At 71.0% G+C, this 22,421-nt stretch carries 11 protein-coding genes; 8 read left to right on the top strand and 3 right to left on the bottom strand.

All coding sequences use genetic code 11. The features are described from left to right. The first annotated feature begins 89 nt into the window (after positions 1-89). The 8 genes from H0487_RS10345 (at position 90) to H0487_RS10380 (ending at position 19,212) form a co-directional block, all read left to right on the top strand. The gene (locus tag H0487_RS10345; protein WP_183094156.1) at positions 90-2,705 is read left to right on the top strand and encodes a DNA translocase FtsK; all 2,616 of its coding nucleotides are present in this window, start codon (positions 90-92) and stop codon (positions 2,703-2,705) included. Positions 2,706-2,709: 4 nt separating this feature from the next. Continuing rightward, complete coding sequence (locus tag H0487_RS22890) at positions 2,710-4,428, top strand: helix-turn-helix domain-containing protein (RefSeq protein ID WP_220793279.1); 1,719 nt, start codon at positions 2,710-2,712, stop codon at positions 4,426-4,428. Between the two features lie 132 nt (positions 4,429-4,560). Then, positions 4,561-5,946 (top strand): 30S ribosomal protein S12 methylthiotransferase RimO, encoded by a 1,386-nt coding sequence (gene rimO / locus H0487_RS10355; RefSeq protein WP_220793281.1) that lies wholly within the window; start codon positions 4,561-4,563, stop codon positions 5,944-5,946. Further along, the gene (gene pgsA / locus H0487_RS10360; RefSeq protein ID WP_183094158.1) at positions 5,943-6,614 is read left to right on the top strand and encodes a CDP-diacylglycerol--glycerol-3-phosphate 3-phosphatidyltransferase; all 672 of its coding nucleotides are present in this window, start codon (positions 5,943-5,945) and stop codon (positions 6,612-6,614) included. The genes rimO and pgsA overlap by 4 nt, the downstream gene beginning before the upstream one ends. Positions 6,615-6,851: 237 nt before the next feature. Further along, on the top strand, positions 6,852-14,906 hold the full coding sequence (locus tag H0487_RS10365; protein WP_183094159.1) for an ExeM/NucH family extracellular endonuclease: 8,055 nt from the start codon (positions 6,852-6,854) through the stop codon (positions 14,904-14,906). Between the two features lie 71 nt (positions 14,907-14,977). Then, positions 14,978-18,313, top strand: coding sequence for an ExeM/NucH family extracellular endonuclease (locus H0487_RS10370; protein ID WP_183094160.1), 3,336 nt, complete (start codon positions 14,978-14,980; stop codon positions 18,311-18,313). Positions 18,314-18,322: 9 nt separating this feature from the next. Continuing rightward, positions 18,323-18,838, top strand: coding sequence for a CinA family protein (locus tag H0487_RS10375; RefSeq protein WP_183094161.1), 516 nt, complete (start codon positions 18,323-18,325; stop codon positions 18,836-18,838). A gap of 68 nt (positions 18,839-18,906) precedes the next feature. Next, entirely contained in the window at positions 18,907-19,212 is a 306-nt protein-coding gene (locus H0487_RS10380; protein ID WP_446685560.1) for a helix-turn-helix domain-containing protein, read from the top strand. On the opposite strand, the gene htpX is transcribed toward H0487_RS10380, so the two are convergent. The 3 genes from htpX to H0487_RS10395 form a co-directional block, all read right to left on the bottom strand. Beyond that, positions 19,209-20,084, bottom strand: coding sequence for a zinc metalloprotease HtpX (gene htpX, locus H0487_RS10385; protein WP_183094163.1), 876 nt, complete (start codon positions 20,082-20,084; stop codon positions 19,209-19,211). The two genes, H0487_RS10380 and htpX, sit on opposite strands and share 4 nt — an antisense overlap. Positions 20,085-20,133: 49 nt before the next feature. Next, a complete protein-coding gene (locus H0487_RS10390; RefSeq protein ID WP_183094164.1) occupies positions 20,134-20,928 on the bottom strand; it encodes a DNA-formamidopyrimidine glycosylase family protein in 795 nt (264 codons plus the stop codon). Then, on the bottom strand, positions 20,921-22,421 hold a 1,501-nt coding region (locus H0487_RS10395), incomplete at its 5' end, for an Lhr family helicase (RefSeq protein ID WP_446685559.1). The genes H0487_RS10390 and H0487_RS10395, both read right to left, overlap by 8 nt.

Raw genomic sequence — 22,421 nt, forward strand, 5'->3', positions numbered from 1 at the left:
CGGACGCCCGTGACGCCCGTGACGTTTGGGACTGCGACACGCTCACGTGATCCCTGGGGCGGATGTGACAGATGAGTAGGGTCTTCAGCATGGCGACCCGTACGTCTTCCCCGACGCGGTCGCGAAGCCGGAGCACGTCCAACAGCCGCAGCAGCGGAAGCAAGACCAGCGCCAGCTCGCGATCTCGTAGTACAGCCAACAAGAAGACCACCGCGAAGAAGCGGCCGGCGACGCGGAGCACCGCGTCCCGTCGGCCGGCGCCGCGCGCTGTCCGCAGCGGCCCGGGCCCGGTGGCTCAGACGTTCACCGCCCTCGCGCGGGTGCTCGTCGCTCTCTGGCTCGGCCTCGCCCACGGCGTCGGTGCCGTCGTCCGCAGCATCGTCGGGGGTGCCAAGGAGATCGAGCCCGAGCAGCGCCGCGACGGGATCGGGCTGCTGCTCTGCGGCCTGGCGTTCGTCGTCGCGGCCGGGGTCTGGTTCGAGGTCCCCGGCGGCCTGATGGAGGTCGTCCGCACGGTCGTGGCCGGCACCGTCGGCAAGGTCGGCTGGTTCGTCCCGCTGCTCGTCCTGCTCGGCGCCTGGCGAGTCATGCGCGACCCGGTGGCCAACGGCCCCGTCGGGCGTCAGGTGATCGGCTGGAGCGCCTTCGCCTTCGGCCTGCTCGGCATGGTCCACATCGCCAACGGAAGCCCGCAGCCGGTGAGCGGCGACACCACGCCGCTCCAGGACGGCGGTGGCGCGGTCGGGTACGTCGTCTCGGCGCTGCTGCTCGACCTGCTCCGCTCGTCCGCGGTCGTCGTCCCGCTGCTCCTGCTGCTCTCGTTCTTCGGCCTCCTCATCATCACCGCCACCCCGCTCTATCGCGTCCCCGACCGGATGCGGGAACTGAGCGACACCCTGCTCGGCCGCCACCACGCGAGCGACGAGGGTGAGCCGACCCAGCCGATCAAGGTCCGTCGGGGCCGCGGGTCCGCTGGTTCGGGCGACGACACCCTCGACCCGCTCATGGGCGACCCCGCCTACGACACCCCGCTCCTGGCCGATCCCCCCAAGAAGCGGCGCAGCCGCAAGACCGCGGGGGACGTCGAGGAGTCGATGGAGCTGCGGGAGCCGATCGACCTCCCGCTCGTCGACGACGTGCCCCTGGTGGCGGCCTCGGCCGCTGCGGAGACCGGCGAGCTCGAGCCGCCCCCGCACGCCCAGCTGCCGCAGCGCGTCGAGCAGCTCGCGCTGTCCGGCGACATCACCTACTCGCTCCCGACCAGCGACGCGCTCAAGCCCGGATCGCCCCACAAGGCGCGCTCGAAGGCCAGCGACGCCGTCGTCGACAAGCTGACCCAGGTGCTCGAGGAGTTCGGCATCGACGCCCAGGTCACCGGCTACACGCGTGGCCCGACGGTGACCCGCTACGAGATCGAGCTGGGCACCGGCGTCAAGGTCGAGAAGATCCTCGGCGTCTCGCGCAACATCTCCTACGCCGTCGGCTCCGAGGACGTGCGGATCCTCAGCCCGATCCCCGGCAAGTCCGCGGTCGGCGTCGAGATCCCCAACATCGACAAGGAGATCGTCTCCCTCGGTGACGTGCTGCGGTCCAACGCGTCGCGCAACGACCACCACCCGATGGTGGCCGGCCTCGGCAAGGACGTGGAGGGCGGCTTCGTCGTCGCCAACATGGCGAAGATGCCGCACCTGCTCGTCGCGGGTGCGACCGGCTCCGGCAAGTCGAGCTTCATCAACTCGCTGATCACCTCGATCCTCATGCGGGCGACGCCCGACGAGGTCCGCATGATCATGGTCGACCCCAAGCGCGTGGAGCTCAACAACTACGAGGGCGTCCCGCACCTCATCACGCCGATCATCACCAACCCCAAGAAGGCCGCCGAGGCGCTCGCGTGGGTCTGTCGCGAGATGGACATGCGCTACGACGACCTGGCCAACTTCGGGTTCCGCCACATCGACGACTTCAACAAGGCCGTCCGGGCGGGCAAGGTCGAGGTCCCGCCGGGCAGCGAGCGGGTCGTGACGCCGTACCCCTACCTGCTGGTGATCGTCGACGAGCTCGCCGACCTGATGATGGTGGCGCCCCGCGACGTCGAGGACTCCGTCGTCCGGATCACCCAGCTCGCCCGCGCCGCCGGCATCCACCTGGTGCTCGCGACGCAGCGACCGTCGGTCGACGTCGTGACCGGCCTGATCAAGGCCAACGTCCCGTCGAGGCTCGCGTTCGCGACGTCCTCGCTCGCGGACAGCCGGGTCATCCTCGACCAGCCGGGCGCCGAGAAGCTCGTCGGCCAGGGTGACGGGCTGTTCCTGCCGATGGGCGCGTCGAAGCCCATCAGGGTCCAGGGGAGCTGGGTCACCGAGGCGGAGATCCACCAGGTCGTCAAGCACTGCAAGGCCCAGCTCGAGCCGACGTACCGCGAGGACGTCACCGCCCCGCAGGCCAGCAACAAGGTGCTCGACGACGACATCGGCGACGACATGGACCTCGTGGTGCAGGCGATCGAGCTGGTCGTCTCCACCCAGTTCGGCTCGACGTCGATGCTCCAGCGCAAGCTCCGCGTCGGCTTCGCGAAGGCCGGGCGGTTGATGGACATCCTCGAGAGTCGTGGCGTGGTCGGGCCCAGTGAGGGCTCGAAGGCACGCGACGTCCTCGTGAAGCCCGACGAGCTCGACGCCGTGATCATGACCATCCAGGGGGAGTGACGACATGACCGACCAGTACTTCGACACCGACCTGCCGCTCCTCGACACCGACCGGGCAGCCGACGAGGCAGCCGAGACGGAGACCGACGAGGTCGACGTCGACCAGGTGGAGGTACGACGCAACGTCGTGCTCTCCGCGGTCGTCGGTGCGCTCGCCGGCATCCTCACCGGGGCGTTCGCCCTGCGTGCGTTCGGCGGGGGCGGGCCGCTCGACTGGGCCGCGTTCGCGGTCCTCGGCGCCATCACCGTCCTGCACCTCGCGGCTGTCGCGGACGGCCGCGCGCCGCTGCTGGTCGCCGACCGGCTCGGCGTCCGGCTGCGCGAGGGCGCCACCTGGCAGGGCATCGCCTGGGACGACATCGAGTGCCTCGAGCACCTGCCGCGCCGGATGCCGCTCCACGACGGCCACCTGCTCGTCGTGGGGGACAGCGGTCAGCAGCTCATCGTGCCGCTCACGCTGGCGACCCGGATCGTCGGCGCCGCCCCGGGCTCGGTCAGCGACGAGCTCGCCCACCTCGCCGACGGCCGTGCCGACGTGGTCGAGGTCGTGGCCGGGCTCGACGAGGACGAGGCCACCTATGACGGCCCGTCCGACCACGATCCGTCCGACGCCACCGACGAGGTGAGCGTCGAGGTGCCGTCCGACGCGTACGTCGACGACGTCCCGCCACTGGACGAGGAAACGGTCCGGATCGAGCGCCGCGGCATCGCTGCCGAGGTCGAGAAGCGCTTCCGCTACGGCCCTCCGAGCCAGTCCCCGGCGGACTCCCGGGACCTGGTGGACGCCGGCCCGCCGTTCGCGCCCGGGCGACCGGTCATGTCCGCTGCCCGCGTCGAGATGACTGCGGACGGCAGCGGCAGCACGACCACGCACCCGACGCTGGGGGCCAACGCGCTCCAGGTCGAGACGGTCGTGGAGGACCAGGAGGACGCCCTGGTCGACCTCCAGGAGGACCGGTCCGAGCACACGCTGACGGTGGTCCTCGACGACGTCGCGGTCCGGCCGGCCCCCCAGCCCGTCATCGGTCCGCAGCTCGAAGCGGCCCGCAGCCGGCTGAGGCTGACCGTCGACCAGCTCTCCGAGCGCACTCGTATCCGCCCCCACGTCATCGAGGCGCTCGAGGTCGACGACTTCGGCCCGTGCGGCGGCGACTTCTACGCCCGCGGCCACCTGCGCACGCTCGCCCGGGTCCTGGGCATCGAGGCCGGTCCGCTGGTCGCGGCCTACGACGAGACCTACGCCGACGCGCCCGTCGACCCGCGCCGGGTCTTCGAGTCGGAGCTCGCCACGGGCGTCGGCGGCTCGATCCGCGGCACCCGGGGCGGTCGCAACTGGTCGGTCCTGCTCGCTGCGGTGATGGCGGCGGTGCTGGTGTGGTCGATCGCCCGTCTGGTCATGGACGGTCCGGTCCCCATCGACCCGCCCCAGTCGCTGAAGCAGATGGGCAGCGACGGCCTCCACCGCGGCGCCGCGGCGGGCACCGAGGTGCCCGTCGTCCTCAACGCCCCCGCCGGTGGTGCCCAGCTCGTCGTCCGCGACAGCAACGGCGACATCAAGTTCAAGGGCCAGCTGGCGTTCGGCCAGACCGCGAAGCTGAAGGTCGTCCCGCCGGTGCGGATCTGGAGCTCCGACGGCTCCGTCACGGCCGCCGTCGACTGCAAGGACCCGACGGCGCTCGGGGAGACCGGCATCGAGGTCAACAAGACCCTCCCCGGTTGCTGACACGGGTGGGTTCTGCGGTGGGCGGGCGGCTTCCGGCGTTTCGCTCAAGGTGGGCGCGAACCGCCATACTTGCCGGTAGTCATGACCATTCCTGAAGCGCCCGCCGCCGTTCCCACCGTCACCGGAGAGCCCCTGTCGGTCGCGTTGCTGACGCTCGGCTGCGCCCGCAACGACGTCGACTCCGAGGAGCTCGCGGGCCGGCTGGCCGCCGACGGGTTCCTGCTCGTCGACGACCCCGAGGACGCCGACACGGTGGTGGTCAACACCTGCGGCTTCGTCGACGCGGCCAAGAAGGACTCGATCGACACCCTGCTGGCGGCCGCCGACCTCAAGGACGAGGAGGGTGGCAACGTGAAGGCCGTGGTCGCGGTCGGCTGCCTCGCCGAGCGCTACGGCTCCGAGCTCGCCGACTCGCTGCCCGAGGCCGACGCCGTGCTCGGCTTCGACGACTACACCGACATCGCCGCCCGGCTCCGGTCGATCGTGGCGGGGGAGCGGCCGCACGCCCACACGCCGCAGGACCGCCGCAAGCTGCTCCCGATCAGCCCTGCCGACCGCCCCTCGGCCGGCCCCGCGACCCTCGAGGCGCGGGCCCGCCTGGACTCCGGTCCGATGGCGGCGCTCAAGCTCGCCAGCGGCTGCGACCGGCGCTGCACCTTCTGCGCGATCCCGATGTTCCGCGGTTCCTTCGTCAGCCGCCGGCCCTCCGACGTGCTCGCCGAAGGGGTGTGGCTCGCCGGCCAGGGCGCCCGTGAGCTGTTCCTCGTCTCGGAGAACTCGACGTCCTACGGCAAGGACCTCGGCGACCTCCGGCTGCTCGAGACGCTGCTCCCCGAGCTGGCGGCCATCGACGGGATCGACCGGGTGCGGGTGTCCTACCTCCAGCCGGCCGAGACCCGGCCCGGCCTGATCGAGGCCATCGCCACGACGCCCGGCGTCGCGCCGTACTTCGACCTGTCCTTCCAGCACGCGAGCAACGCGGTGCTGCGCCGGATGCGGCGGTTCGGCGACCCGGAGAGCTTCCTGGGCCTGCTCGACCAGGTCCGGTCGCACGCGCCCGAGGCGGGCGTCCGCTCCAACGTCATCGTGGGCTTCCCCGGCGAGACCGAGGAGGACTTCCAGATCCTCTGCGACTTCCTCACCGCTGCCCGCCTCGACGTGACGGGCGTGTTCGGCTACTCCGACGAGGACGGCACCGAGGCGGAGTCGTTCGACGGCAAGCACGACGAGGACGAGATCCGGGCCCGGGTGGCTCACCTGACCGACCTGGTCGCTGCGCTGACGAGCGACCGCGCCGAGGAACGGATCGGCGAGACGGTCGAGGTGCTCGTCGAGGACCTTGACACCGACCTCGAGGGGCACGTGGAGGGCCGGGCGGCCCACCAGGGCCCCGAGGTCGACGGCAGCACGTTGGTGCGGGGCTGCCCCGAAGCGAGGATCGGCGACCTGGTCACGGCCGTGGTCGTCGCGAGCGACGGGGTCGACCTCGTCGCCGAGGCGACAGGAGAGAAGCGATGAGCAGCACCGACAGCGGGCCGACCGACGCTCCGCGGACGAGCAACTGGAACGTCCCCAACGCGCTCACCACGCTCCGGATCGCCTCGGTCCCGTTCTACGGCTGGGCGCTCCTCGTCGACGGCGGCGACTCGGTCATGTGGCGCACGATCGCCTGGGGGATCTTCGTCGCCGCGATGATCACCGACAAGATCGACGGCGACATCGCCCGCAAGCACAACCTGGTCACCAATTTCGGCAAGATCGCCGACCCGATCGCCGACAAGGCGATCACTGGCATGGCGTTCGTCGGCCTCGCGATCATCATGGACAGCTGGTGGATGTGGACGATCACGATCATCGTGCTCGTCCGCGAGTGGGCGGTCACGCTGCTCCGCCTCTCGATCCTCAAGGCCGTCGTCGTCGCGGCGGCCAACAGCGGCAAGTGGAAGACCACGGCCCAGGCCGGCGCGCTCAGCCTGCTGACCCTGCCCCTCCTCGACAGCGGCCTCGCCGACTGGCTCGAGGTCCCGGGCGAGGTCGCGTACGTCGTCGCACTGGTGATGCTCGTCGTCGCCTTCGTCCTCACCCTGTGGTCCGGCTACGAGTTCTTCCGCGACGTCTGGCGTCAGCGGCACGACATCCGCGGCCGGAAGGCGGCCGCCGAGGCGGCCGAGAAGGCCGCTTCCTGAGAGGTCCGAAAGTAAATTCTTTCGACACCTGTCTAGACATTTCACGCTCAGCCGGACTGAAAATCGCGTTTCGTCGCGAAATCTTCGCGTCAGGTTTTCCGTGAAGGTTGCACAACTGTCGGTGATCCGACTTAAGGTCCGTGTGACTTCCCCCACCACCTGCTCGTCACCGGTTCAGCAGCGCGCCACGACACGAGGCAGGCTCCCTGCTGTGCTCGTTCCCGTGGAAAGTGCGCCATGTCTTCACGCCCCAAGGTCCTGTTCGGTCTGCTCGGTCTCGGTCTGGCCGTCACCGGTCTCAGCGTCGCCCCCGCGCCTGCGGCTCATGCCGCGGCCGTCTCGCTGTCGACGCTCGACGTGGCCTACACGCAGAACTTCGACACCCTGTCCACGGACACGGCGACCCCGAGCTCGACCCTGCCTGCCGGGTGGGAGCTGAGCGAGACCGGCACGGGCGCCAACACCACGTACCTCGGTGGCAACGGGAGCTCCAACTCGGGGAACACCTACAGCTTCGGAGCGACCGCGGCTTCGGATCGGGCGTTCGGCGGACTCCAGTCGGGCTCCGTGATCCCCACGATCGGCGCGTCGTTCACCAACGCCACCGACGCCGAGATCACGTCCCTCGACGTCGCCTACACGGGCGAGCAGTGGCGGCTCGGAACGTCGGCCCGGGCCGTTCCTGACCGCCTCGACTTCCAGTACAGCCTCGACGCCACCAGCCTGACCACCGGCACCTGGACCGATGCCAACGCACTCGACTTCTCCGGTCCCCTCGTGGTCGGCACCGTCGGGCCGCTCGACGGCAACAGCGCCGCGAACCGCACGGCCGTCGCGGCCACCGTCTCCGGGTTGACGATCGCACCTGACGCGACTTTCTGGATCCGGTGGACGGACGTCAACGCGTCGGGCTCCGACGACGGGCTGGCCGTCGACGACCTCAGCATGACGCCCCACGGTGCCGGTGACCCCGAGCCGACGCCGCTCGCGGTGACGGCGCCCGGCAACAAGACCGGTGAGGTCGGCCTGGCGATCGCCCCGTTCACCATGGCCGCCACCGGCGGCGTGGCGCCCTACACCTGGTCCGCCGACGGCCTGCCGACCGGCGTGAGCATCAACGAGACCACCGGTGAGGTCTCGGGCACGCCGAGCGCGACCTGCACCTGCTCGGTCACCGTGACCGCGACCGACTCGGCAGCGCCGACGGCCGCGACCGACACCGAGACCTTCACGTTCACGGTCAACGCCGCTCCCGAGATCACCCCGATCGCCGAGATCCAGGGCACCGGCGCGCGCTCGCCGTTCGCTCCGGAGACGGGCAACACCGCCGGTGACGTCAAGACCACGACCGGTGTCGTCACCGCGCTCTACCGCACCGGTGGCTTCAACGGCATGTTCATCCAGACCGGCGGCACCGGTGGCGGCCCCGCCGCCACGCCGGACGCCTCCGACGCGCTCTTCATCTTCGGCGGCACCAACGCCGCCAACATCCCGGCCGGGATCGTGCTCGGTGACTCGGTGCGGGTCACCGGTCCGGTGAGCGAATTCTTCGACAGCACCCAGATCACGCCCGCCAGCCCCGCTGCGGTGGTCGAGCTGGGCGTCGCGCTCGACCCGGTGGTGGCCAAGGAGATCGCCTACCCGACGACGGACACCGGTCGTGAGAAGCAGGAGGGCATGCTCCTCGACCCGACCGACGAGTTCACGGTCACCAACAACTTCCAGACCAACGGCTTCGCCGAGATCGCGCTCGCCACCGGTTCCACGCCGCTGCGCCAGCCGACCGAGTACGCCGCCCCCGACGACACTGCCGCGATCGACGCCATCGTCGCCGACAACGCGGCCCGGCTCGTCACGCTCGACGACGGCTCGACGCTCAACTACCTGGGCAACAACACCAACAAGGCGATCCCGCTGCCGTGGCTGACCGGTACCGCGTCCCCGCCGCGGGTGGGTGCCGAGGCCAGCCTCGTCTCGCCGGTGATCCTCGACTGGCGCAACGGCATCTGGAAGTTCCAGCCGCGCCAGCAGGTCACCGACAGCGGCAGCAGCGTGGCGACCTTCGAGGACACCCGCGCGACCAACCTGGAGCCGATCGACGTCGAGGGCGACATCACGATCGCGACGTTCAACGTCCTCAACTTCTTCAACACCACCGGTGAGGCCTACGCGGCCGCGGACAACGCGACGAACCCGCCGCAGGACCTGCGCTGCACCTACTTCAACGACCGTGAGGGCAACCGGATCGGCAACGACTCCTGCGGTGTCCAGAACCTCGACAACCCGGACACGCCGACCAACGAGGCCAACACCAACAACGGCAGCGGCCCGCGTGGTGCCGCGACCACGGCGAGCCTCGCCCGCCAGCAGGCCAAGCTCGTCCACACGATCAACACCATGGACTCCAGCATCATCGCGCTGGAGGAGATGGAGAACTCCATCAAGCTGCCCGGCGAGACCAACCGCGACGACGCGGTGTCCTACCTGGTCGACCTGCTCAACGTGGCCGCCGGCGACCAGAAGTGGAAGTTCGTGCGGAGCCCCGGTGAGGCGACGACCGCTGCGGCGGTCGCCGAGCAGGACGTGATCCGTCCGGCGTTCATCTACCAGCCGGCGCTGGTCCGCCCGGTCGGCCAGTCCGACATCCTCTTCGGCACCACCCAGTTCGCCAACGCCCGCGAGCCGCTGGCCCAGGCGTTCAAGGCGGCCGGTGCGCCCAACAGCGACGCCTTCGCCGTCGTGGTCAACCACTTCAAGTCCAAGGGCGACAACGCCTCCCCGGCGCCGCTCGCGACGGGCGACAACGCGGCCGGCACCTGGACCGGTGCCTTCAACGGTGACCGGGTCCGTCAGGCGCAGCGCCTGGTGACCTTCGCCGACGAGTTCGCTGCTGCTCGTGACATCGAGGCGGTGTTCCTCGCCGGTGACTTCAACTCCTACACGGAGGAGGCGCCGATCCACGCGCTCGAGGACGGTGGCTACGAGCTCATCGAGTCGACCGACGACCCGAACGAGGAGAGCTACTCCTTCAGCGGCCTCTACGGCTCGCTCGACCACGTCCTCGGCAACGAGGCCGCGATGGAGATGGTGACCGGCGCTGACATCTGGCAGATCAACGCCAACGAGTCGGTGGCCTACCAGTACAGCCGCTACAACTACAACGCGACGATCTTCTTCGACGCGGGCAACCCGTTCGCGACGTCGGACCACAACCCGGAGATCGTCGGTCTCGACGTGCCGGACTTCACCCCGACCACGACGAAGCAGATCCAGGTCCTCGGCACCAACGACTTCCACGGTCGCCTGCTGCCCGACGGCGGCAACGCCGCCGGCGCAGCGCCGTTCGCCACGGCGATCGAGGAGCTTCGCGCGCAGAACCCGAACACCCTGTTCGTCGCTGCCGGTGACCTGATCGGCGCCTCGACGTTCGAGTCCTTCGTCCAGAAGGACAAGCCGACGATCGACGCGCTCAACGAGATGGACCTCGACGTGTCCTCGGTCGGCAACCACGAGTTCGACCTCGGCTACGACGACCTCGTCAACCGGGTGATCGCGCCCTACGACCCGACCACCAACCCGCTGGGTGGTGCGGAGTGGGAGTACATCGCCACCAACATCGACGAGCCGGAGGGTGAGGACAACCTCGCCGAGAGCTGGGTCACCACGGTCGACGGTGTCGAGATCGGCTTCGTCGGCGCGGTGACCGAGGACCTGCCCGGCCTGGTCAACCCGGCCGGCCTGGCCGGCGTCGAGGTCCTCGACGTCGTCGAGTCGGTCAACGCGGAGGCCGAGGCGCTCGAGCTGGCCGGCGCGGACATCATCGTCCTGCTGGTCCACGAGGGCTCCCCGACGACCGACTGCCTCTCCTCGACCTTCACCGACCCGGCCACGGTGTTCGGCAACATCGTGGAGAACACCTCACCGGTGGTCGACGCGATCATCTCCGGCCACACGCACCTGGCCTACAACTGCCGCTACACCGTCGACTCCTGGGAGAGCGACCCCGAGCGCACCGTCAAGCGGCGCCCCGTGGTCTCGGCCGGCCAGTACGGCACCAACCTCAACCAGCTCGTCTTCAACCTCGACACCACGACCGGTGAGCTGCTCGAGATCGAGCAGGACATCCTCGCCACGGCGGGTGTCGGCTACGCGGTCGACCCCGACGTCCAGACGATCGTCGACGACGCCGTCGACTACGCCGACGAGGTCGGCGACGACGTCCTGGGCCAGATCGAGGGCGCGTTCAACCGGGCGTCCTACAACTCCTCGGCCGGCGCCACGGAGAACCGCGGTGGCGAGTCCACCCTGGGCAACCAGGTCGCCGAGATCCAGCGCTGGGCCACCCAGCTGCCGGACCAGGGCGTCGAGGCGGACATCGCCTTCATGAACCCGGGCGGTCTCCGCGCGGACATGGTGGGCGTCCTCAACGGCGCCGCGCGCGACCTCACCTACCGCGAGGCCGCCAACGTCCAGCCGTTCGCCAACACGTTGGTCAACATGGACCTGACCGGCGCGCAGATCGAGACCGTCCTCGAGCAGCAGTGGCAGCGCACGGCGACCGGCTCGGTCCCGTCGCGCCCGTTCCTGCGGCTCGGTGTGTCCCAGGGCTTCACCTACACCTACGTCGAGACGCCGGTGACGGTCAACGCGCCCAACGCCGCGCCGGTCAACACCTTCGTGGGTGAGGTCACCGGGATGTGGCTCGACGGGGTCGCGATCGACCCGGCGGCGACGTACTCGGTGACGGTGAACTCGTTCCTCGGCACCGGTGGGGACAACTTCTTCGAGCTGGCCAACGGGGCCGGCAAGGTCGACACCGGGGTGGTGGACCTCCAGGCGACGGTCGACTACATGGAGGCGCAGACCGCCTCCGCGCCGCTGCCGGTCGACTACAGCCAGCGTGCCGTCGAGGTGGAGTTCCCGCCGGCTGCCCCGGCCACCTACGCCCCGGGCGACACGGTGACCTTCGACGTCGCGTCGTGGACCATGTCCACCGCCGCGGACGCCAAGGACACCGAGCTGCAGGCCAAGGACGGCGACACCGTGGTCGACACGGCGACGCTCGACAACACGATCGGCAACAAGCCGTACGACAACTACGGCACCGCCACCGTCAGCTTCGAGGTCCCGGCGGACGCCGAGACCGGTGACTGGGAGCTGCTGCTGACCGGCGCCTCGACCGGCACCGAGGTCCCGGTGACGATCGCCGTGGAGCGGGAGACCACCGAGATCCAGGTCCTGGGCACCAACGACTTCCACGGTCGTCTGCTCCGGGACGAGACCCCGGCAGGCCTGAACTGCAACGACGTGCTGCCCAACGCGGCGGGTCCGGTCACCTGCCCGGCCGCTGTGCTCTCCTCGGCGGTCAAGCAGCTGCGGAACGAGAACCCCAACACGGTGTTCGCCGCGGCCGGCGACCTCATCGGCGCGACGACGTTCGAGTCCTTCGTCCAGGACGACGAGCCGACGATCGAGGCGCTCAACGAGGCCGGCCTCGAGGTCTCGGCCGCGGGCAACCACGAGTTCGACCAGGGCTACGAGGACCTCGTGGGCCGCGTCGAGACCCTGGCCGACTGGGAGTACATCGCGGCCAACGTCGATGAGCCCGGGGATCGGGACGACCTGGCGGCGACGTGGACCAAGACGATCAACGGCATCGACGTCGGCTTCGTCGGCGCGGTCACCGAGGAGCTCCCGGCGCTCGTCTCGCCCGGTGGCATCGAGGGGGTCACGGTCACCGACATCGTGGACGCGACCAACCTCGCCGCTGAGCAGCTGAAGCTGGCCGGCGCGGAGATCGTCATCCTGCTGGTCCACGAGGGGTCGCCGAGCACGTCCTGTGCCAACGCGAACTTCACCGACCCGGCGACCGTCTGGGGCAACATCACCCAGAACACGTCGTCGGACGTGGACGCGATCATCTCCGGCCACACCCACCTGGCCTACAACTGCGACTTCACGGTCCAGGACTGGGTCGACGAGGGCCGCGACGTCACCAAGCGTCCGGTGGTCTCGGCCGGTCAGTACGGCCAGAACCTCAACAAGCTGGTGTTCACGGTCGACGACGCCACCGGCGCCGTCACCGCGAAGTCCCAGACGACGCTGGCGCTGACCGAGGCGACCTACCCGGAGGACCCGGCCGTGGTCTCGATCGTGCACGACGCGATCGCCTTCGCCGCTCCGATCGGCTCGCAGGTGCTCGGCGAGATCGCAGGCCCGTTCAACCGGGCCAAGCTCGCCAACGGCACCAGCGAGAACCGTGGTGGCGAGTCCACCCTGGGCAACCTGGTGGCCGAGGTCCAGCGCGACCAGACGCCGGCCGAGCAGGGTGGGGCGCAGATCGCGTTCATGAACCCCGGTGGTCTGCGTGCCGACATGGTCGGCACGGTCACCGAGGGTGTCCGTGAGCTGACCTACCGGCAGGCCGCCGTGGTGCAGCCGTTCGCCAACGGTCTGACCAACATGGACATGACCGGTGCCCAGATCGAGTCCGCGCTCGAGCAGCAGTGGCAGCGCACGGCCGACGGGCCCTCGGGCACGGTGCCGTCGCGACCGTTCCTGCGGCTCGGTGTGTCGAAGGGCTTCACCTACACCTACGTGGAGACCCCGGTCGTCGTGAACGGCGTCAACACCTTCCAGGGTGAGGTCACCGGGATGTGGCTCAACGGCGTCCCGATCGACCCGGCGACGTCGTACTCCGTCACGGTGAACGCGTTCCTCGCCACGGGTGGCGACAACTTCCGCGCCTTCGCGGGCGGGACGGACAAGGAGCAGTGGGGCGTCACCGACCTGCAGGCGATGGTCGCCTACATGGCCGAGAACACCGCTGACACGCCGTTGCCGGTCGACTACAGCCAGCGGGCGGTCGAGGTCCACAACGTCGCGGACGACTACGTGGTCGGCGGCGACGTCGAGCTCGACGTGGCGTCCTGGACGATGTCGACGGCAGCGGACGCCAAGGACACCGAGGTCGTCGTGAAGATCGGCGACACCGAGCTCGGTACGGCGACCCTCGACAACACCATCGGCACCGCCGTGTTCGACCAGTACGGCACGGCTCACGTCGATGTCCCGCTGCCGGCCGGTGTGCCGACGGGGGCCCAGAACCTCACCCTGGTGGGCGAGACGACGGGCACCGAGGTGATCGTTCCGGTCACCATCGTCAAGGCCGACTCGTCGGTCACGGGCACCGACACCTCGCTCACCTACGGCGTCGGCACGACCATGCACGTCGAGGTCTCCGCGACCGGCGTGACGCCGACGGGCAACGTGGTTCTCTCCTCCGGGGACGTGGTCCTCGGCGGCGGCACCCTGAGCGGCGGCCAGGTCGAGGCGAGCATCGGGGGCAAGAAGCTCTCGCCCGGGACCCACGAGGTCACCGTCCAGTACCTCGGTGACGGATCGGTGAAGCCGAGCAGCACGACGGCGACGCTCACGGTCACCAAGGCGACGCCGACGGTGCTCGGGACCCGCACGACGGTCGAGTACGGCAAGGGCACCTCGATGGCCGTCCGGGTGGGCGCCACCAACGTGGTCCCGACCGGACGCGTGATCCTCAAGGTCGGCGACGTCACCCTCGGCACGGGCAACCTGACCGACGGCGTCGCGGCAGCCTCGATCGCGGCCAGGAAGGTCGGGGTCGGCACCCACACGGTGGAGATCACCTACCAGGGCGACGACTTCGTGAAGCCCGGCACGGCCACGGCCACCCTGGTGGTCTCCAAGGCCACGCCGACGGTGGTGGGGACCAACCGGACCATGGAGTACGGCACGGCGTCGACGATGAACGTGAGGGTCAACGCCGCCGGCGTGGTCCCGACCGGTCGGGTGGTCCTCAAGGTCGGTGACGTGGTGCTCGGGACAGGCACCCTGGCCGACGGTGTCGCGTCGGCGACGATCGCGGCCAAGCGGGTCCCCGTCGGGACGCACACGGTGACGATCACCTACGCCGGGGACGAGCTCGTCAAGCCCGGCACGGCGACGGCGACGCTGACCGTCACCAAGGCGACGCCGACGGTGACCGGGACGAACAAGACGATCAGGTTCGGCACGAGCACGACGATGCTCGTGCGGGTCAAGGCCACCGGTGTGGTCCCGACCGGCCGCGTGGTCCTGACGTCCAACGGTGTCACCCTCGGTGCAGCCGACCTGGTCGACGGGGCGGCGACGGTCAACGTCGCCGGCAACCGCCTGCCGGCGAGCGCGACGCCGTACGACGTCACGATCCGCTACGCCGGTGACGGCTCGGTGAAGACCGGCACCGGGACGGCGACGCTCACCGTCAACCCGTAGCACCAGGAAGGGGGCCGGCCCGCGAGGGTCGGCCCCCTTCTTTTCCCCTCGACCTCCCTCGGAGACCCCCTGTGCGCTCATCGAAAAACCTCCTCGCCGCTGCCCTCGGGCTCGGCCTGACCTCGTCCGGCCTCGCCCTCGGCGTGAGCCCGGGCCCCGTCCACGCGGTCGGCGCAGTGTTCATCTCCGAGCTCCACTACGACGACCTCACCGCCAACGACGCCGGTGGCGTCGGTGAGTTCGTCGAGGTCACGGCGCCGGCCGGGACGGACCTGACCGGATGGAAGCTCCAGCTCGTCAACGGCGCGAACAACACCGTCTATCGCACGGAGAACCTCTCGGGGACCGTGGCCGACCAGGCCGACGGCAACGGCACCTGGGTCGTCACCTTCCCGACCGTGAGCGGGGGGATCCTCCAGAACGGCTCGCCCGACGGCGTCGCCCTCGTCAACGCCGGCGGGGGTGTGGTCGAGTTCGTCTCCTACGAGGGGTCGATCACCGCGACCCTCGGGACCCCGGGGGTCAGCACGACCTCGGTCGACACCGGATCGGCCGTCGAGACCAATGCCACCGCTGGCGACCAGTCGATCCAGCGGCAGCCCGACGGGTCGTGGGCCGGGCCGGTCCTCCACACCAAGGGCCTGCCGAACGGCGCGTCGGGCGGCGGCGGGGGAGACCCGGTCGAGGTCGACGAGATCGCGGACGTCCAGGGTTCCGGGGCCGCGACGCCGGTCCTCAACCAGACGGTGACCGTCAGCGGTGTCGTCACCGCGACGTTCCCGACCGGCGGCTTCAACGGCTTCTACCTCCAGACGCCCGGGCCCGACACCACGCCCGGCCGCTCCGACGGCATCTTCGTCTTCGGCGGCTCCTTCGACGAGAGCACGCTGGCTCTCGGCGACTCGGTCGAGGTCACCGGCACGGCAGTCGAGTCCAGCTCGCCCACCGAGACCAACGCGACCACGGTGACGCCGGTCGCCGACCTCGGCGACGTCGTCCCCAACACCGTCATCCCGGGCACCGACTGCGCTCTGCCCGGCACCGGCTGCTTGACCGGCGCGGCGCTCGAGGCCGCCCGGGAGGAGATGGAGGGCGAGGCCTTCCAGCCGACCGGGGACTTCACGGTCACCGACGTCTACGACGGGTCGCCCTACATCCCGGGGGCCGCCAACAACCCGAACTTCGTCGGTGAGGTCGGCCTCGCCGCCAACTCGAGCGTCCCGCTGATCAGCCCGACCGAGATCATCGACGCCCAGGCGACCGCGGCGATCAACGCGCGGAAGGCCTACAACGACGCTCACCGGGTGCTGCTCGACGACGGGTCCAGCACGACGTACTGGAACACCAGCAACAACGCGGCGGGCCAGGACACCCCGTTCCCGTACTTCACGCCGGACCACCAGGTCCGGGTCGGGGCCGCGGTCACGTTCGACCAGCCGGTGGTCCTCGACTACCGCTTCGGCTGGAAGGTGCAACCCGTCCACCAGGTCGTCGAGGAGCCGACCGGTCTGGTGACCTTCGAGCAGGACCGGCCTGCGCTGCCCGAGGACGTCGGCGGTGACGTCAGGCTCGCGACGTTCAACGTGCTCAACTACTTCACGACGCTCGGCGAGGACCTGGCGGGCTGCCAGGCCTACGAGGACCGGGACGGCAACCCGATCGCGATCCGCCCGAGCTGCGACGCCCGCGGCGCGTGGGACGTGGAGAACTTCCTGCGCCAGGAAGCCAAGATCGTCAACGCGATCAACGCCCTCGACGCCGACGTCGTCTCGCTGGAGGAGATCGAGAACAGCCTGCAGGTCGACGGCCACGACCGCGACGAGGCGCTCGCCGCGCTGGTCGACGCGCTCAACGAGGACGCCGGGGCCGGCACCTGGGACTTCGTGGCCTCGCCGGCCTCGGCATCACTGCCCGAGAACCTCGCCGAGCAGGACGTGATCCGGCAGGGCCTCATCTTCAAGCCGGCGACGGTGGAGACCGTCGGCGGCGCCGACATGCTCTTCGACGTCTCGGCGTTCGCGAACGCGCGGGAGCCGTTCGCGGCGGTCTTCAAGCCGCTCGGTGGCGACGCCGACAGCGAGTTCGCCGTCATCGTCAACCACTTCAAGTCGAAGGGCTCCGGCACCGACGACGGCACCGGTCAGGGCGCCTCCAACCCGAGTCGTGTCGCGCAGGCGGAGGCGCTGGCGGTCTATGCCGAGGACTTCGCCGCTGAACGGGGCGTCGAGGCGGTCTTCCTGACCGGCGACTTCAACGCCTACTCCGAGGAGGACCCGATGCAGGTCCTCTACGGCGAGGGCTACGAGAACCTCGCGCCCGAGGGGGAGTGGTCCTACAACTTCGACGGCCAGGTCGGCTCGCTCGACCACGTGCTCGCCAACCCGGCGGCCGCCGCGCAGGTCGCCGGCGTCGACATCTGGGAGATCAACTCCAACGAGACGGTCTTCAACCAGTACACCCGCTACAACTACAACGCGGCGCAGCTCTACTCCGAGGCCCCGTTCAGCGCGTCCGACCACAACCCGGAGATCGTCGGCATCGGCGAGGACGAGCCGGTGGTCGTCGACCCGACCGTGACGGGCAGCGACGTGTCGCTGGCCTACGGCCGCGGGACGACGATGCACGTCGAGGTCGCGGCCGAGGGCGTCACACCCACCGGTTCCGTGGTGCTGTCGGTGGGTGACGTGGTCCTCGGGGGCGGGACCCTCGTGGACGGCGCGGTCGACGCGCCGGTCGCCGGCAAGAAGCTCGCGCCGGGCACCCACGAGGTGACCGTGTCCTACCTGGGCGATGCAGCGGTCCATCCCGGCAGCACCACGGCGACGCTGACGGTGACCCGGGCGACGCCCACGGTGGTCGGGACGCGCACCACCGTCGAGTACGGCCGAGGCACGACGATGGCGGTCCGGGTGGGCGCGGTCAACGTCGTCCCGACCGGTCGCGTGGTGCTCTCCTCGGGCGGCGTGACCCTCGGCACCGGGACCCTGACCGACGGCGTCACCGCCGCGACGATCCTGGCGAAGAAGCTGCCCGTCGGCACGCACACCGTGACCGTGACCTACGCCGGCGACACCTTCGTCAAGCCGGCCACGGTGACGACGACGCTGGTGGTCCAGAAGGCGACGCCGACGGTCACCGGGACCGACAAGACGATCCGGTTCGGGACCGGTACGACGATGGCGGTGAAGGTGAAGGCCTTCAACGTGGTGCCGACCGGCCGCGTGGTCCTCACCGCCGGCGGGGTGACGCTCGGGGCAGCCGACCTGGTGGACGGCGCGGCGACGGTCAACGTCGCCGGCAACCGGCTGCCGGCCAGCGCGACGCCGTACGAGGTGACGATCCGGTATGCCGGTGACGGGTCGGTCCGGACGGCGACGGGGACGGCCACGTTGACGGTCAACCCGTAGCATCCGGGCATGACCGAACCGGCCGCGATCATCCAGGGACTGACCGCGGCCGGCGCGACGGTGGCGACGGCGGAGTCGCTCACCGGCGGTCGGCTCGCGGCCCGGCTGACGGAGACACCGGGAGCCTCCGCCGCCTTCGTGGGCGGGATCGTCAGCTATGCGACGGAGGTCAAGACCGACGTCCTCGGCGTCCCCACCGGCCTGGTGGCCGAGCACGGCGTGGTGTCGGAGGCGTGTGCGCGCGCCATGGCCGAACGGGTCCGGGACCTGCTGGGGACGACCTACGGCCTGAGCACCACCGGGGTCGCCGGTCCCGACACCCAGGAGGGGCACCCGGTGGGCACGGTCTATGTCGGGATCGCGGGTCCGAGCGGCACCGAGGTGAGGCGGCTCGCGCTCGACGGTGACCGGTCCGTTATCCAGATCGCGACCGTCTCCGACGCGTTGTCGGCGCTCGGGGGCATGATGGAGGCCGAGGCGAGGTCGTCGGCCGGTCGCGCACCGGAACATCCGGGGCTCGGGTAGCGTTGGCTCCACGCCGCAGTCGCTCAGGCCGCGGTGGACCTCGCCGATGGACCAGAAGACGAGAGGAGATCGGCATGGCGCTGTTCCGACGAATGCTCGGTGACGTGCTGCGCGAGCGCCGCTCCGAGCTCGGTCTGACCCTCCGTGAGGTCTCCGGTGTCGCTCGGGTCAGCCTCGGCTACATCTCCGAGATCGAGCGCGGCCAGAAGGAAGCCTCCTCCGAGCTGCTCGCCTCGCTGTGCGATGCGCTCGAGGTCCCGCTCTCGCAGGTCCTCCGCGACGTCGCCGACGCGGTTGCGGTCGAAGAGGGCGCCACCGCCCCCACCCCGCTCCGCACGCAGCCGGACCAGGTCGTCGCCTCCGCCGCTGCCTAGCGCTGCTGCAGTGCTGCCCGCTCCAGGCGGGCGATCCGGTCGGCCATCGGCGGGTGGGTCGCGAACAGACGACCCACGTCCTGCGCTCGGAACGGGTTGGCGATCATCAGGTGGCTGGCGTTCTGCAGCTCCGGCGTCGGCGGGAGCGGCGCCCGCTGGGTGCCGTGCTCCAGCTTGCGCAGGGCCGAGGCCAGGGCGAGCGGGTCGCCGGTCAGGCGTGCGCCGTCCTCGTCGGCGTCGTACTCGCGGGTCCGGCTGATCGCCATCTGGATGACCATCGCGGCGAACGGCGCCAGCAGGGCCGTCGCGATCATGGCCAGCGGGTTCGGGCGCTCCTCGTCGCTGCCGCCGAAGATCGAGGTGAAGGCCAGGAACTGGCCGATCGAGCTGATCACGCCGGCGATGGCCGCGGCGACCGACGAGGTGAGGATGTCGCGGTTGTAGACGTGCATGAGCTCGTGGCCCAGCACGCCGCGCAGCTCGCGCTCGTCGAGCAGGCGCAGGATGCCCTCGGTGCAGCACACCGCGGCGTTGGCCGGGTTGCGACCGGTCGCGAAGGCGTTGGGTGCCTGCGTCGGCGACACGTAGAGCCGGGGCATCGGCTGACCGGCCCGCTCGGAGAGCTCGCGGACGATCCGGTGGATCGCCGGAGCCTGCGCCTCGGTGACCGGGTAGGCGCGCATCGCGCGGATCGCCAGCTTGTCTGAGTTCCAGTAGCCGTAGGCGGTGGTGCCGACGCCGATGAGGGCGAACAGCCAGAGGAACAGCGCGTTGCCCGTCGCCGCGGCGATGGCGCCGCCGACGGCGAGCAGGAGGGCGATGATGGCCCCGAACAGTGCGGCGGTCTTCAGTCCGTTGAAGTGGTGGTGCACGCTTCTATCAACGCGGTACCCGCGGACGCCGTTCCCAGTGCGGTGAGGCTCACAGCGAGATCTCAGGCTGGCAGGACGGGCACCAGTACGTCGTGCGCTCGCGACCCCGGCCACCGACCTCCCCGGCCACCACCCGGCTACCGCACCGCTGGCAGGACTGCCGTTGGCGCCGGTAGACCCAGGTGCCGCCCCGCCGGTCACCGGTCGTGGTCGGCCGGCCGTGGTAGACCCCGGCACGGAGGAGCTGGTGGGCACGCTCCAGCAGGCGGGCGGGGTCGCGCACGGCGCGAACCGGCGCCAGCGGGTGGAGGCCCTGGAGGAAGCAGGTCTCGGCGAGGTAGATCGTGCCGATCCCGGCGACGACCGTCTGGTCGAGCAGGGCCTCGCCGAGCGGACGGTCGGGGTCGGCGAGGAGCCGGCGCAACGCCTCGTCCCGGTCGAAGTCGTCGTCCATCAGGTCCGGCCCGAGGTGCCCCACGACGGCCTGCTCGTCGGCGGTCGGCAGCAGCTCGACGATCCCCAGGGCGAAGCCGACCGCTTCGCGCCCCTCGGTCCTCAGCACCACGCGGGCCTCGTGGGCGGGCCGCGGCCAGCGCCGACCCCGGTCGACCACCCGCCACACGCCCTCCATCTTCAGGTGGGTGTGCAGCGTCAGCAGGCTGCCCTCGTGGTCGAGGCGGGTCAGCAGGTGCTTCCCGTGGGTGCCGGTGCCGATCACCCGAGACCCCGACAGGTCGACGGTCGCCAACGACGGCCAGCGGAAGTCGCTGGCGGTGAGCACCTGCCCGGCGAGCCCGCGGTCGAGCCGTCGGGCCGTGAGGAAGACGGCGTCGCCCTCAGGCACGGATCCGGAGCCCGCGCGGGGTGGCGACGAACCCGGCAGCATCGAGCGCGGCGCGCAGGACGCTCGGACCGGCGCCGAGCAGCGGGGCACCGTCGGCCTTCTCGACGGTGAGCCGGCCGAGCGTGCCGCGACGGACCGCGGTCGAGAGGGCCTCGGCCGCCGGACCCAGCAGGTCCGCGTCGTCGCTCCAGGTGAGCAGCGTGCGGCCTCCGCGCTCGACGTAGAGGACCAGGACACCGTCGACGAGGACCACGATCGCGCCCGCCTTGCGGCCGGGCCGATGGCCGCCGCCCTCGCCGTCCCCGTCGGCGTTGTCGCCGGTCGGCCAGGGCAGCGCCGCGCCGTAGGGGTTGGCCGGGTCGGTGGCTGCCAGCGCGAGCGCGACCGGCTTGTCGTGCTCGGCCACGGAGGCGAAGGTACGCAGTCGGTCGACCGAGCCCGACGTACCGAACTGGGCGGCGCCCAGCCCGTCGACGAAGTAGCCGCGTCGGCAGCGGCCGGACTCCTCGAACGCGGCGAGGACCCGGTAGACGGCGGCGAACCCGCCGGGGACGCGCTCGCTGACGACGGCCCCGCGGGTGACGACGCCGTGACGGTCGAGGAGGCGCTCGGCCGTCGCGTGCGCACGCCGGGTCGGGTCGGCGTCGAGGGCGGGCAGCAGAGCCCACCGACCCGCCGTCTCCGGGGGTCCGGAGCGGGCCACCCGTCCGGGGCGCGGGGCCGCCGGGCGGCTGCGGTGGGCCGGCCGACCCGCGCGGGTGAGGGCGCGCAGCGGCGCCAGCGTGTCGTTGGTGACCCGGCCCGACCACACCAGCGCCCAGAGGGCGGCGCTCAGATCGGCGTCACCGACGGTCGCGGGCGCATGCCCGTCGGTGAGCCGTCGCGCCGCGATGGTGTCGCTGAGCTGACGGAAGAACCACGCGCCGCCGGGGGCGAGTGCGTCGAGGACCTGCTGCTGGAGCGGGTCGTCGACGGGGACGGACTGCTCGGGGAGGGTGAGCGGGGCCTGGTCGGCCAGGTGGAGCGAGACCCAACCGTCGCTCCCGGCCAGGGCGCCGTGGCCCGCCCACACGACCTCGCCGGTCGCGGTGAGCTCGTCGAGGTAGGCGGGCTCGTAGTCGCGGACCCGGGCCGCCAGCACGAGTGGCTCGAGGGCCGAGGCGGGGACCGGGGCACCGGCGAGCTGCTCGACCGCGCGGAGGACCCCGTCGATGCCGCGCAGACCGCGCCCGGAGGGGGCGACGTTCTGCCACGCGGCGGCGAACCGGGCGAGCGCGACCGGGTCGACCGGCTCGATCTCGTGGCGCAGCTTGGCCAGCGAGCGGCGGCGCAGCCGGCGGAGGACCTCGGCGTCGCACCACTCGTCGCCCACGCCGGTCGGTCGGAACTCGCCAGCCAGCACCCGGCCTTGGGCCTCGAGCCGCTGCAGCGTGTGGCGGACGACGGCTGCGCCGAGGCCGAGCCGCTCGGCCACCTGGGGGTCCGTGAACGGA

Source organism: Nocardioides stalactiti, assembly GCF_014180715.1.
GTDB classification, from domain to species: Bacteria; Actinomycetota; Actinomycetes; order Propionibacteriales; family Nocardioidaceae; genus Nocardioides; species Nocardioides stalactiti.